This window comes from Leclercia sp. W6, assembly GCF_003336345.1.
Classification (GTDB): Bacteria; Pseudomonadota; Gammaproteobacteria; order Enterobacterales; family Enterobacteriaceae; genus Enterobacter.
Genome location: NZ_CP031104.1, coordinates 3,515,915 through 3,529,538, shown reverse-complemented (window position 1 = coordinate 3,529,538; position 13,624 = coordinate 3,515,915). Strand labels below are relative to the sequence as shown.

The following is a 13,624-nucleotide window of genomic DNA, read 5'->3' as shown; positions in this document are numbered from 1 at the left end:
GTGCCTTAAAAGGAGCCCACTATGATTCATCTCGATACGTTGTCGACCCTCGTTGCGGCAACTCTCGTTTTACTGCTTGGCCGTAAACTGGTTCACAGCGTTCCCTTCCTCAGAAAATACACCATCCCGGAGCCCGTTGCGGGCGGATTGCTGGCCGCTCTTGCGCTGCTGGTGCTGAAAAAAAGCATGGGTTGGGAAATCAACTTCGATATGACCTTAAAAGACCCGCTGATGCTGGCCTTTTTCGCCACGATCGGCCTGAACGCCAACCTCTCCAGCCTGCGGGCGGGTGGCAAAGTGCTGGGCGTGTTCTTGATTGTGGTGGTCGGTCTGCTGGTGATGCAGAACGCCATCGGCATCGGCATGGCGTCGCTGCTGGGGCTGGACCCACTGATGGGCCTGCTGGCCGGTTCGATTACCCTGTCGGGCGGTCACGGTACCGGCGCGGCCTGGAGCAAACTGTTTGTTGAACGCTATGGCTTCCAGAATGCCACCGAAGTGGCAATGGCCTGCGCCACCTTCGGGCTGGTGTTGGGTGGCCTGATCGGCGGGCCGGTCGCGCGCTATCTGGTGAAGCGCTCCACCAACCCCAACGGCTGCCCGGACGATGAGTTGACGCCGTCGGCATTTGAGAAGCCGGACGTCGGACGCATGATCACCTCCCTGGTGATGATTGAAACCATCGCCCTGATCGCCATCTGCCTGACGGTGGGTAAAGTGATTGCGCAATTGCTGGCAGGCACCGCGCTGGAGCTGCCGGTCTTTGTCTGCGTGTTGTTTGTGGGGGTGATCCTCAGCAACGGCCTGGCCCTGATGGGCTTTTATCGCGTCTTTGAGCGGGCTGTGTCGGTGTTGGGCAACGTCTGCCTGTCGCTGTTCCTGGCGATGGCGCTAATGAGCCTGAAGCTGTGGGAGCTGGCCTCGCTGGCGCTGCCAATGCTGGCGATCCTCATCGTACAGGCCCTGTTTATGGCCCTGTACGCCATGTTCGTTACCTGGCGGATGATGGGTAAAAACTACGATGCGGCGGTGCTGGCGGCCGGCCATTGCGGCTTTGGTCTGGGGGCAACGCCGACGGCGATCGCCAACATGCAGGCCATCACCGAGCGCTTCGGTCCGTCGCATATGGCGTTTCTGGTGGTGCCGATGGTGGGGGCATTCTTTATTGATATCGTCAACGCGATCGTGATTAAGCTCTATCTGATGCTGCCCATCTTCGGCTGATCAGGCGTTAGAGTAACGTCCGGTCTCTGGCATCCAGCGGTCGATTAACGCTGCCGCCTGTTCGGGGTAGCGTTCATGAATATGGCGTGCCAGACGCTGAACTTCGGGGATCATGCCCTGATCGCGCAGTAAATCTGCTACTTTAAACTCGGCGTTACCGGTCTGACGGGTGCCGAGCAACTCTCCCGGCCCACGGATCTCCAGATCCTGTTGCGCAATTACAAAGCCGTCATTGCTGTCGCGTAATACTTGCAAACGTTTTTGCGCCGTTTTCGACAGTGGGGCTTTATAGAGCAATACGCAGTGCGAAGCCACCGCGCCACGTCCGACGCGGCCACGCAGCTGGTGCAGCTGCGCCAGACCCAGACGTTCCGGGTTTTCGATGATCATCAGGCTGGCGTTAGGCACGTCCACCCCTACTTCAATCACTGTGGTGGCGATCAGCAGATGCAGTTCGCCCTGCTTGAAGGCCTGCATGACCGCCTGTTTTTCCGCAGGCTTCATGCGGCCATGCACCAGCCCAACGTTCAGCTCCGGCAGGGCCAGCTTTAACTCTTCCCAGGTGGCTTCTGCCGCCTGCGCTTCCAGTAGATCCGACTCTTCAATCAGCGTACAGACCCAGTAGGCCTGACGCCCTTCCTGCAGGCAGGCGTTGCGCACGCGATCGATGATGTCGCTGCGGCGTGTATCCGGGATGGCAACGGTGATCACCGGTGTACGGCCCGGGGGCAGCTCGTCGATAACGGAGGTGTCGAGATCGGCATAGGCGGTCATCGCCAGGGTGCGGGGAATGGGCGTGGCGGTCATGATCAGCTGGTGCGGATGATAACCCTGCTGGAGACCTTTCTCCCACAGCGCCAGACGCTGATGCACGCCGAAGCGGTGCTGCTCATCAATGATCACCAGCGCCAGACCGTGGAACTGCACCTGCTCCTGGAAGATGGCATGGGTGCCGACAATCATCTGCACCTGACCGCTGGCAATCGCCTCCTGCTGCGCCTGTCGCGCTTTACCTTTTTGTTTACCGGCAAGCCAGCCCACCTCCACGCCCAGCGGCGCAAACCAGGCGCGGAAATTGTTGGCGTGCTGTTCGGCCAGCAGTTCGGTCGGCGCCATCAGGGCGACCTGTCTGCCGTGGGCAATGGCGCGCAGGGCAGCCAGAGCGGCCACCAGCGTTTTGCCCGAACCGACGTCGCCCTGCACCAGACGCATCATCGGCACGTCCAGCGCCATATCATGCTCGATCTCGGCGGTTACGCGGGCCTGCGCCCCGGTAGGTTTAAACGGCAGCGAGGCCAGCAGCCTCTCTTTTAATTCGTTACGGGCCGGGAGCGGCAGGGCGTGAAAACGCTGTGCCCCGGCGCGCAGCGCCAGCATGCTCAGGTTATGCGCCAGTAACTCTTCGAGAATAAGACGTCGCTGCGCCGGGTGTTGCCCGCTCTCTAAATCGCTCAACAGCAGTGAAGGCGGCGGGCGATGGAGAGTACGCAACGCATCCGGCAGGCTCATCATCCCCTGCGCCAGCTCCGGCGGCAGAAGTTCGGCAATGGCGCAGGTATCCAGCAGCTCCAGCGCCTGATCGGTCAGCTTGCGCAGCGTCGCCTGCTTAACGCCTTCGGTGGTCGGGTAGACCGGCGTCAGCGTCTCCTGCATCTCCGGCGTGCTGAGATCGCCCTGCACGCGGTACTCCGGGTGGATCATCTCCGCGCCATATTTCCCGCGTTTGGCTTCGCCATAGGCCAGCACCCGTCGACCGGTGACGAGGCTATTTTTCATTGCCGCATTGAAGTTAAAAAAGCGCATCGTCAGGATGCCGGAGCCGTCGCTGATCTGGCAGGTCATCATCCGGCGACCGCCGAAGGTGATGTTGCAGTTCAGGACTTCGCCTTCAACGGTGGCGTAAATGCCAGGCAGGAGTTCACCAATCTGGTAAAGCTGAGTGCGGTCTTCGTAACGCAGGGGGAGGTGCAGAAGGAGATCCTGCACAGTATGCAGGCCGATTTTCGCCAGTTTACTGCTCTGGGCCGCGCCAACGCCCGTCAGGGAATTGAGCGGCACAGCATCCAGCAGACGGCCTTGCATGATTTACTTCGCCGCCTGCATCGTCGCCCACCACGTCGCATCGGCTTCAATCTCGCCCTGCAGATTCACGTGGGGGTACGGTAATTTTTTCTGCTTCGCCACTCTGGCCAGCACCGGATAACCGCCTTCAAACAGCAGGCGCTGCTGCTCGTCGTCCGGCAGCATGCTGTTCTCGCGTTTGTACATCCCGGCATTTTGTCGCTGACGCTGGGCTTCATACAGAATGAGGGCGGAGGCCACGGAGACGTTCAGCGACTGCACCATGCCGATCATCGGAATGATGATGTCCTGATCCGCCAGATCTAAGGCTTCCTGGGTGATCCCCGTCTTCTCCTGACCCATCAGAATGCAGGTCGGGCGGGTGTAATCAATTTCACGGAAATCGACGGCTTTGTCGGAAAGGTGGGTCGCCAGAATCTGCATGCCGCGCCCTTTCAGATGCGAAATGGCTTCGGCAATATTATCGTGAGCTTTGACCTGTACCCAGCTGTTGCTGCCTGCGGCAGCCGAGGCCATAGGGCGCATCCGCGTCCCCTTCCAGACGGCGTGCACTTCATGCACGCCGACGGCATCAGCGGTACGGACGATAGCAGCAACGTTATGAGGTTTATGCACCTGCTCCATGCACACCGTCAGATCGGGCTGACGCCTGGCGAGCATTTCGCAAATCCGGGCATAACGCGTTGAGTTCATAAAACTAGTTTCGGTTACGGGTGACTTTAATGACGTCAGCCATCACGCGGATTTTACGCATGATATTCGCCAGATGCACACGGTCCCGCGCGGTCAGACGAATAAAGGCGCTGTAGACACGGCCATCCTTCTCTTCGGTATTCAGGCTATGAATATTCGAAGAGGCGGTGTTGATCGCCGCGGTCAGGTTCGCCAGCGCGCCCTGGTGGTTGAACATATCTACCTTGATCTCGGTGATAAATTCCTGCTCGGTCTCTTTATCCCACTCGACCGCCATAAACTTCTCTGGCTCTTTCTGATAGCCGCGGATGTTACGACAGGATTCGTGATGGATAACCAGGCCTTTACCGGGGCTGACGTGGGCAATAATCGGATCGCCAGGAATAGGGCGGCAGCACTTGGCAAAGGTGATCAGTACGCCGTCGGCGCCCTTGATCGGCAGATGCCCGTGGCTGGTTGATGACGGCTGCGGCACAGAGGTTTCGCCCTGCTGCAGGTTCTTCGCTACCACCACGCTCATCGCGTTGCCCAGACCGATCTCTGCCAGCAGGTCATCAAGCGAGGCGAGCTTCATACGCTCCAGCTCGTGCTGAATGCTCTCTTTCGGGATCTCAGCCAGCTTGCGGCTACCCCCCAACGCATGGTTGAGCAGACGACGACCCAGGCTGACGGAGTCATCGCGTTTGAGATTCTTCAGCAACTGGCGGATCTTGGCGCGTGCTTTCGAGCTCACGACAAAGTTGAGCCACGCCGCATTCGGACGCGCGCCTGGGGCGGTAATGATTTCTACCGTCTGGCCACTGGTCAACGGCTGTGACAGCGGATACGGCTGCCTGTCGACACGTGCCCCCACGCAGGCATGACCGATATCGGTATGCACGGCGTAGGCGAAGTCGACCGGCGTGGCACCAGCAGGCAGCTCGACAATGCGCCCTTCTGGTGTGAAAACGTAAATCTCATCCGGGAAGAGATCGGATTTAACGCTCTCGATAAATTCAAACGAGCTACCGGCGCTCTGCTGCAGCTCCAGCAGGCTTTGCATCCAGCGCTGAGCGCGGATTTGCGCGGTAGTGCTGGTTTCGCCGTGCTCTTTATAGGCCCAGTGTGCGGCAACACCCATCTCCGCCATCTGATCCATATCTTCGGTACGAATTTGCACCTCAACCGGCACGCCGTGCGGGCCAATCATCGAGGTGTGCAGAGACTGATATCCGTTCGCTTTTGGAATGGCGATATAGTCTTTCATTCGGCCCGGACGCGGCTTGTACAGGCTGTGCATCTGACCGAGCACGCGATAACAGGTGTCGGCGTCATGAACGATCACGCGGAAGGCGTAGATATCCATGATCGAGTGAAAACGCTGCTCTTTGAGCACCATTTTGCAGTAGATGGAGTACAAATGCTTTTCGCGACCGCTGACGCGACAGGGAATACCGGCTTCCTGCAAACGCCCTTCGATTTCCGAGAGGATCTTCTGAATCATCTCTTTACGGTTGCCACGCGCGGCTTTCACCACCTCTTTAATCACACGGAAGCGGTTCGGGTAGAGCGCTTCAAAACCCAGCTCTTCCAGCTCGGTTTTAATGTGATGAATACCTAAACGGTGCGCCAGCGGGCTGTAGATTTCGAGGGTTTCACGGGCAATACGGCGACGTTTGTCCGGGCGAAGCGAGCCCAGCGTGCGCATATTGTGGGTACGGTCAGCGAGTTTGATCAGAATGACGCGGATATCCTGCACCATCGCCATGATCATCTTGCGAAAGTTTTCGGCCTGCGCCTCTTTCTTGTCGCGGAAATTCAGCTTATCAAGCTTAGAGACCCCTTCCACCAGTTCGGCAACGCTTTTGCCAAACAGCTGTTCCATATCCTGGTAGGTGGCAGGGGTATCTTCGATCACGTCATGCAGCAGGGCGGCCATCAGCGTTTCATAGTCGAGTTTCATCTCGGCCAGAATACAGGCCACCGCTACCGGGTGCGTGATATAGGGTTCACCGCTTGAACGTGTCTGACCCTCGTGAGCGTCACGTGCAACGAGATACGCCTGCTGGAGACGTTTAATCTGATCTACCGGCAGGTAGGTTTGAATCAGTTGATTCAGGCTTTCAAACAGATACAAGGGCGACCCGCAGGTTTAATTAACGACGACCTTCAGCAATGGCGGTAACGGCCTGCAGTTCTGCGGCTTCCTGCTCTTGCTGCTCCTGGCGCTCACGAACATCGAGGATCTGGCTGTTGATCAGGCCTTCTTCGATTTCGCGCAGTGCGATAACGGTAGTTTTATCGTTTTCTTCCGGTACCAGTGGATCTTTACCGCCTGACTGCATCTGACGAGCGCGACGCGCGGCGACCAGCACCAGGTCAAAACGGTTACCAATTTTCTCTACAGCGTCCTGAACAGTTACGCGTGCCATACTTAAAATGCTCCACAGATGAAGAAATGACTGGGCATGATACTGAATGTGGGTTCAGTCTGCCAACAGTTTGGTGATTAATGCGTCATGTCGCTGCTTCTGGCGGCTCATACGCAGACGTTCGGCGCGAAGGATAGTTTTGAGATCGCTCAGGGCGGCGTCAAAATCATCATTCACAATCAGGTAATCATATTCGGCGTAATGGCTCATTTCCGCAACTGCCTGGGCCATACGTTTTGCGATAACCTCTTCGCTATCCTGGCCGCGGCCACGGAGACGGCGATCCAACTCATCTTTCGATGGTGGCAAAATAAAAATGCTGCGTGAATCGGGCATTTTCTGGCGAATCTGCTGCGCGCCCTGCCAGTCGATATCCAGGAATACGTTTACGCCGGTCGATAGCACTTGCTCGATGGTTTCACGCGAGGTGCCGTAATAGTTACCGAAGACCTCAGCGTGTTCAAGAAACGCATCTCTGCCAATCATCGTTCTGAATTCATCGTGATCGACAAAGAAATAGTGTTCACCGTGTACTTCACCCGGACGCGGCGCGCGCGTGGTGTGAGAAACAGAAACCTGCGTATCGTACAACGGTTGGGTTTTTAACAGCGCCTGAATCAGGCTGGATTTACCCGCGCCACTTGGGGCAGAAACAATATAAAGCATGCCTTGAGCCATGAGAGTCTTTGTATGTTGATAGCGTTGAAGTCCTACATACGGGCTTATTATACACGTCGCCGCTTCGTGACGTAGCCTTTGTCACACTTTTTCCGCATTCCGGTTGATTTTTGCGTACCTTTTTCCGGTTTTATGGGGTGTTTGCTGCAACAAAAATTCAATTCTGAGGTTGCCTCGTAAAGTCGTTTTTTGCTCCTCGCCTGCGGCTGCGCTTCGCGTTATACCCCCTGCAAAACAGGGAGGAGTGACGATGTGGCGATATTTTAGCGTGCTGTTAGCAATCTGGAGCAGTGCCGGTCAGGCGATATGCCCGGTCTGGTCGCCTACCCAGGCAGAGCAGGAGATAGCCAGGCTCAGCGCGCAAATAGCACGCTGGGATAAGGCGTACTGGCAACAGGGCACCAGCGACGTCAACGACGAAGTCTATGACCAGCTGGCGGCAAGGCTAAAACAGTGGCGGCACTGCTTTGGCGATGAACAGGCGGCGGACGTACCGGTGGCTGCGGGTGGTTCGGTCAGGCACCCGGTCGGCCACACTGGAGTCGCGAAGATAGCCGATAAAACAGCGCTCCGGCAGTGGATGCAGTCGCGTCGCGATCTGTGGATCCAGCCAAAAGTGGATGGCGTGGCGGTCACGCTGGTCTACCGTCAGGGTCAACTGGTGCAGGCCACCAGCCGCGGGGACGGGCTGAAAGGCGAAGACTGGACGGAGAAAGTCAAACGCATCGCCTCGGTTCCCGGGCAGGTAAAAGGCCCGCTTGCCAATAGCGTGTTGCAGGGGGAGCTCTTTTTACTGCGCGATAACCATATCCAGAAGCAGATGGGTGGGATGAATGCGCGGGCAAAAGTCGCCGGGACGATGATGCGACACGATTCCGGCGCAGGGCTGGATAACATCGGTATTTTCATCTGGGCATGGCCTGACGGCCCCGCCTCGATGCCTGAACGGCTACAGGCCTTAACCCAGGCAGGCTTCACCCTGACCGGGTCATGGACGCATAAAGTCAGTTCGCTGGAGGCGGTAGAAAAAATACGCGAACGCTGGTTTACATCGCCCCTGCCGTTTGTGACCGATGGGGTCATCATCCGCTCGGCGCAGGAGCCTCCGGGTCACCGCTGGCTTCCCGGCGAGGGCAGTTGGGTCGTGGCGTGGAAATATGCGTCGGTCGCCCGGGTTGCCGAAGTTCGGGCCATCAATTTCACCGTGGGGCGTACCGGCAGGATCGCGGTGGTTGCCCTCCTGGAGCCCGTACAGCTTGATGATAAGCAGGTGCAGCGCGTAAACCTCGGGTCAGTGGGACGCTGGCAGGCGCTGGATATTGCGCCGGGGGATCAGATCCAAATTAGCCTGGCCGGGCAGGGGATCCCGCGAGTGGATAACGTTGTCTGGCGGGGGAGCGATCGCCGCAAACCTGTGCCGCCAGAAACGCGTTTCACCCCGCTCACCTGTTTTTATGCCACGCCGGAGTGCCACGGGCAGTTTATGGCCCGGCTGAAGTGGCTGAGTTCGTCGTCGGTGTTAAATATCGCCGGGCTGGGTGAGGCTGGCTGGCAGACGCTGCATCAGGCGCACCACTTTGAACATCTCTTTTCCTGGCTGGCGCTCACTCAGGAGCAATTGCAACACACACCCGGCATAACGTCAGAGCGGGGCCTGCGGCTCTGGCATCAATTCAATCTGGTTCGCCGTCAGCCTTTTACCCGCTGGCTGGATGCGCTTGGCGTTCCCCTGCCACGAAGGGCCCTGCGCGCGCTTAGCGATCGGCAGTGGCAGCAGTTACTGGAGAGAGATGCGTTACGCTGGCATCAGGTGCCGGGCATCGGCCCGGAAAAGGCGCGCAGGCTGGTGGATTTTGTTCATCATTCCACCGTTAACGCCCTGGCTTCCTGGCTGGGTGAGCAGGGCGTACAGGGCTTTTAGTGGCTATCGTGGGTGTAATAAAAAACGGGTAATCCCAGTTTCAGACGCAGCGCCAGCATGCGGGCGGTAAAGCCAAATAAGAGCGTGGAGATGATCACCACATCCTGATTGCTCACGTAATGCTGCAAAGCAACATAGAGCACGGCGGAGGCGAAAGAGACGCCAGCGTAGAGTTCTTTCTGAAAGACCAGCGGGATGCGTTTGCAGAACATATCGCGTAGCACGCCGCCAAAGACGCCAGTGATCACCGCCGCGATAGTGGCGATTACCGGGCCCTGGCCCATATCCAGCGCGACCTGGGCGCCAATAATGGAGAATACGATCAGGCCGAGGGCATCCAGCACCAGAAACAGACGGCGCAGATGGGGCATAACCGGGGCGGCAATGGTGGTCAACACGGCGGCGACGGCCACGATAATCACATATTCAGGATGTTGGACCCAGCCGAGCGGATAGTGGCCCAGCAGGATATCCCGGACGGAGCCGCCACCCAGCGCCGTGGCAGTGGCAATAATAATGACGCCGAAGGTGTCCATACGACGACGTCCGGCGGCGAGGGCGCCGGTCATGGCTTCAGCGGTGATACCGATCAGATACAGGATATGCAGCAGCATGTTACCCCCAGAAATAAGAGCGTCAGGGTAACGTTTTGTGCTCTGTCTCACGATTTAGATTTTCTTGTGCGAGTAAATATGCCTTAGATTATCTAATGGCACTTTAGCTTAAAGAGGGCGATGTACTGTTTTTTGAGCAAATATCGCATTAGATAAATTTGGCCTTTAACGCTACTGGGGGCTAAAAATCTGCCGGAACATTGGCACCAGCATCTTATTCCCGGTTTCGCTGAGGTGGTTATCGTCGAAATACCACGGTTGTAAATTTTTACTGCCCATGCAGCGGCCCGTGGTACAGAGCCAGGCGGTGGGATCGAGCACCTGAACGCCACACTGTTTCGCCGCCCGCGCCTGCGCCTGCAAAATAACGGCGTTTTGTTTGGCGTAAGTCGCGACGGGTATGGATAAGTCGTGCGTGGTTTTGCCGGTCATCAGGCGATGAGATAACGTGCGGGGAACATTTTGCGCCATCTCGGGGATCGGATTCACCAGATAAACAGGACGCGTACTGTTGAGCGAGCATGCCATATCAACAATGGCATCAGAGTACTGACGCAGGTAGTCCTGCTTGTTTTGCTGCCCGGCCCCGAAGGTGACAAGCTGCTTTTCGGCATAGTGCGTCAGGCGGTTGACGATCACCACCGGTACGTCCGGCGCGTAATCCTTCAGCCTTGAAGGGAGAGAGCGGTTAAATTCCCCGCATCGATTGCGTGCCCCCAGCTCGCCCCTCGCCAGCGTCGGACAGCCAGAGTAGGTGATCCCGACAACAGAGCCCTTACCTTGCGCTGCTTCTGCCAGCGCGGTTGCGGTGGCTTCCGCATGGCTGTCGCCAATGATGATGGCTGCAGGCTCACCTGTGCCATAAGTGCTCAGGTGCGTTTTAGGATTGGCAGCGTAGTTTTTGTTGGTGGCTTCCAGCGCGATTTTGTTGACGAGCGGGTCGGGCTGACTGACCACGATGTGGTTTTTCACCAGATAGCTGAACAGCCAGGCGACACCCACGCAGGCAAAGAGGATCAACCAGAAAGCGCGGGTTGAACGCTGGCTAAGGTAATTTTTGCCGGGTTGCTCAATCAGCACCCACGACAGCCAGCCGACGGCGAAAGAGAGCGCAATCGCGCTCATGACCCACAGCCCGTTATGCTGCTTTCCGCAGTAGAGCAGAATCACCGCCACAGGCCAGTGCCATAAGTAGACGGAGTACGAGCTCAGCCCCGCCCAGCGAAAATTACGGTCGAACAGGCTCACCAGTGGCTGGTAGTCGCTATAAATCACCAGCATCGCGCCCGCGACGGGCAGTAAGGTCAGCGGTCCTGGCCAGGCATGCTCAGCGGTAATGTAAAAGAGAGAAAGCAGGATCAGCGCGTAACCCGCAATTGCCGCAACCGGGCGAAGCATCAACGGCATCACAAAGCGCTGTGCGGCATACCACACCAGACCACCGCATAACATCTCCCAGGCGCGGTAAGGCATCAGGTAGAAGCTGGTGGCCGCAGCGTTGGACGTGTGGGTGACACTCACGATAAACGACGCAACGGTGAATATGGCCAGGCATAAGCCGGTGTTCAGTTTTTTCCTGAGGGGATAGAGCCCCATCATAATGAAGGGTAATACCAGGTAAAATTGCCATTCGACGGACAATGACCAGGTATGTAAAAACCAGTTTTCATGGGAGTCGGGAGCAAAATAGTCCCCGGACTCTTTGTTAAGTTTCAGATTGGATATAAATAAGGCGGCATAGCCAATATAGTTTCCGAGTTTCTGGTACTCATTTGTTGGCAACCAGAAAAAGGTCGTCGCGGCGACAATCAGACACATCGCCAGCAGCGCGGGAATTATTCTTTTACAGCGCGCGGCATAAAACTGAATAAGGTTGAAGCTATTTCGCTCAAGGCCTGTGGCGATGATTTTGGTCATCAAGAAGCCGGAGATAACGAAAAACACATCCACGCCAGCGAAACCGCCGGGCAGCAAAGTGGCGGTAAAGTGATAAAACACTACAGAAAGAATGGCTATTCCGCGCAGCAGGTTAATGTCCTGCCGGAAATCGCGGTCAACTGAGAGGCTGGAGGTTTCCTCTAAGGATAAGTTGATGTTTGCCATTATGTTTCCTGAGAGGAAAGATAAGAATATTGAGTGCGGCGTGCATTCTAACAAAAATAGGAAAGGAGTTCTTATATTCTGATGCGCAGGTGGGATTCAGGACATACTTAAAGCCGTTAATTGACAATGGTCCCTTAGCGGGACCATTAATAGCGAAAAACGCGCGCTAATGTTTATTCAATATTCTGAATCTGTTCGCGCATCTGCTCAATAAGCACCTTCAGTTCAATCGCAGAGTTAGTGACTTCGGCATTGATAGACTTGGATGCCAGCGTGTTCGACTCGCGGTTGAATTCCTGCATCATAAAGTCGAGACGACGGCCCACGGCCTCTTTCTTCTTCAGGATGTTGTAGGTCTCTTTGACGTGCGCTTCCAGACGATCCAGCTCTTCCGCCACGTCAATACGCTGCGCCATCAGCACCAGTTCCTGTTCGAGACGGTTGTTTTCCAGCTGAACTTCGGCATCTTCCAGTTTGGCGACCAGACGCTCACGCTGCCACTGCAGGATCTCTGGCATATGGGCACGGACTTTCGCCACTTCGCCGCTTACGCCTTCCAGACGTTGCTCGATCAGCGCTTTCAACGCCTGACCTTCGGTTTCACGGGCTAAAATGAAGTCGTCCAGCGTGCTGTCCAGCGCGGTAAGGAGCTCAGCGGTAATGGCGTCCAGATCCTGTTCGCCTGCCGCCATCACGCCAGGCCAGCGCAGAATATCCACCGGATTAATTTCGCCTTCGTCGCTCTGCATTTTGACCCAGTTAGCGGCGTTCACCAGCTGTTTAGCCAGTTTCTCGTTCAGGATCAGCTCACCTTGCGCGCTCGCATCGGGCTCAAAACGCAGGTTGCATTCAATCTTTCCGCGGGTCAGGCGAGCGCGGATACGCTCACGCACGACAGGCTCAAGGCTGCGGAACTGTTCTGGCATACGGAAATAGGTTTCAAGATAGCGTTGGTTTACCGAGCGCATTTCCCAGGTAGCGCTGCCCCAGCTACCCTTGATTTCACGGCGGGCGTAGGCGGTCATACTGCGGATCATAGACTTTTCCGTTTTCAGAGGAGAGATGGGGGGATTATAGCTTTCGGGGCTTTCTCAGGATAGGAATAAGCGCGTTTAATCCGTATAATGCGCAGCCACATTCGTTTCAAGCCGGAGATATCATCATGCGTCCATCAGGTCGTAGCGCCAACCAGGTGCGCCCCGTCACCCTGACCCGTAACTATACAAAACACGCTGAAGGTTCCGTGCTTGTTGAATTTGGTGACACCAAAGTCCTGTGCACCGCCTCCATTGAAGAAGGCGTACCGCGCTTTCTGAAAGGCCAGGGACAGGGCTGGATCACTGCCGAATATGGCATGCTGCCACGCTCCACCCACACCCGTAACGCCCGCGAAGCGGCGAAGGGCAAGCAGGGCGGTCGCACCATGGAAATCCAGCGTCTGATCGCCCGTGCGCTGCGCGCCGCTGTTGATCTGAAAACCCTGGGCGAGTTCACCATCACCCTGGACTGCGACGTGATCCAGGCGGACGGCGGCACCCGTACTGCCTCTATTACCGGAGCCTGTGTGGCGCTGGCCGATGCCCTGAACAAACTGGTTGCGGCCGGTAAACTGAAAGCGAACCCGCTGAAAGGCATGGTGGCAGCGGTATCAGTAGGTATCGTCAATGGCGAAGCGCTGTGCGATCTGGAGTACGTTGAAGACTCTGCGGCAGAGACCGACATGAACGTGGTGATGACCGAAGATGGTCGCATCATCGAGGTGCAGGGCACAGCAGAAGGTGAGCCGTTTACCCATGAAGAGCTGCTCTCTCTGCTGGCGTTGGCCCGAGAGGGGATCGAATCTATCGTAACGACGCAGAAGGCGGCGTTAGAAAATTGATTTTAAAGGCGACTGATGA

11 protein-coding genes are annotated in these 13,624 nt (G+C 56.8%); 3 read left to right on the top strand and 8 right to left on the bottom strand.

Annotated features, from left to right (window positions below):
• Nucleotides 1–21 precede the first annotated feature (21 nt).
• Nucleotides 22–1,224 carry a sodium/glutamate symporter gene (gene gltS / locus DVA43_RS17165; protein ID WP_114316244.1) on the top strand — a complete coding sequence of 401 codons (1,203 nt, stop codon included), beginning with the start codon at nucleotides 22–24 and terminating at the stop codon, nucleotides 1,222–1,224.
• On the opposite strand, the gene recG is transcribed toward gltS, so the two are convergent.
• The 5 genes from recG to gmk are packed head-to-tail and all read right to left on the bottom strand — an operon-like array spanning nucleotide 1,225 to nucleotide 7,088.
• Nucleotides 1,225–3,306: an ATP-dependent DNA helicase RecG gene (gene recG, locus DVA43_RS17160; RefSeq protein WP_114316243.1), complete on the bottom strand. Its 2,082-nt coding sequence runs from the start codon at nucleotides 3,304–3,306 to the stop codon at nucleotides 1,225–1,227.
• A gap of 3 nt (nucleotides 3,307–3,309) precedes the next feature.
• On the bottom strand, nucleotides 3,310–3,999 hold the full coding sequence (trmH, locus tag DVA43_RS17155; protein WP_114316242.1) for a tRNA (guanosine(18)-2'-O)-methyltransferase TrmH: 690 nt from the start codon (nucleotides 3,997–3,999) through the stop codon (nucleotides 3,310–3,312).
• A 4-nt stretch (nucleotides 4,000–4,003) separates the two neighbouring features.
• Complete coding sequence (gene spoT / locus DVA43_RS17150) at nucleotides 4,004–6,115, bottom strand: bifunctional GTP diphosphokinase/guanosine-3',5'-bis pyrophosphate 3'-pyrophosphohydrolase (RefSeq protein ID WP_103177696.1); 2,112 nt, start codon at nucleotides 6,113–6,115, stop codon at nucleotides 4,004–4,006.
• A gap of 19 nt (nucleotides 6,116–6,134) precedes the next feature.
• Nucleotides 6,135–6,410, bottom strand: coding sequence for a DNA-directed RNA polymerase subunit omega (gene rpoZ, locus DVA43_RS17145; protein WP_039030179.1), 276 nt, complete (start codon nucleotides 6,408–6,410; stop codon nucleotides 6,135–6,137).
• 54 nt (nucleotides 6,411–6,464) lie between these two features.
• Nucleotides 6,465–7,088 carry a guanylate kinase gene (gmk, locus tag DVA43_RS17140; protein ID WP_114316241.1) on the bottom strand — a complete coding sequence of 208 codons (624 nt, stop codon included), beginning with the start codon at nucleotides 7,086–7,088 and terminating at the stop codon, nucleotides 6,465–6,467.
• 250 nt (nucleotides 7,089–7,338) lie between these two features.
• Here gmk and ligB point away from each other — a divergent pair, with 250 nt between their 5' ends.
• A complete protein-coding gene (ligB, locus tag DVA43_RS17135) occupies nucleotides 7,339–9,009 on the top strand; it encodes an NAD-dependent DNA ligase LigB (RefSeq protein ID WP_114316240.1) in 1,671 nt (556 codons plus the stop codon).
• Here the strand turns inward: ligB and DVA43_RS17130 are convergent.
• The 3 genes from DVA43_RS17130 to DVA43_RS17120 form a co-directional block, all read right to left on the bottom strand.
• Nucleotides 9,006–9,623: a trimeric intracellular cation channel family protein gene (locus tag DVA43_RS17130; RefSeq protein WP_103177699.1), complete on the bottom strand. Its 618-nt coding sequence runs from the start codon at nucleotides 9,621–9,623 to the stop codon at nucleotides 9,006–9,008. The two genes, ligB and DVA43_RS17130, sit on opposite strands and share 4 nt — an antisense overlap.
• 171 nt (nucleotides 9,624–9,794) lie before the next feature.
• Nucleotides 9,795–11,726: an acyltransferase family protein gene (locus tag DVA43_RS17125; RefSeq protein WP_114316239.1), complete on the bottom strand. Its 1,932-nt coding sequence runs from the start codon at nucleotides 11,724–11,726 to the stop codon at nucleotides 9,795–9,797.
• Nucleotides 11,727–11,899: 173 nt separating this feature from the next.
• Nucleotides 11,900–12,763 (bottom strand): YicC/YloC family endoribonuclease, encoded by an 864-nt coding sequence (locus DVA43_RS17120; RefSeq protein ID WP_114316238.1) that lies wholly within the window; start codon nucleotides 12,761–12,763, stop codon nucleotides 11,900–11,902.
• Between the two features lie 125 nt (nucleotides 12,764–12,888).
• Between DVA43_RS17120 and rph the strand changes: the two genes are divergently transcribed.
• Nucleotides 12,889–13,605 carry a ribonuclease PH gene (gene rph / locus DVA43_RS17115; protein ID WP_103177714.1) on the top strand — a complete coding sequence of 239 codons (717 nt, stop codon included), beginning with the start codon at nucleotides 12,889–12,891 and terminating at the stop codon, nucleotides 13,603–13,605.
• Nucleotides 13,606–13,624: the final 19 nt, after the last annotated feature.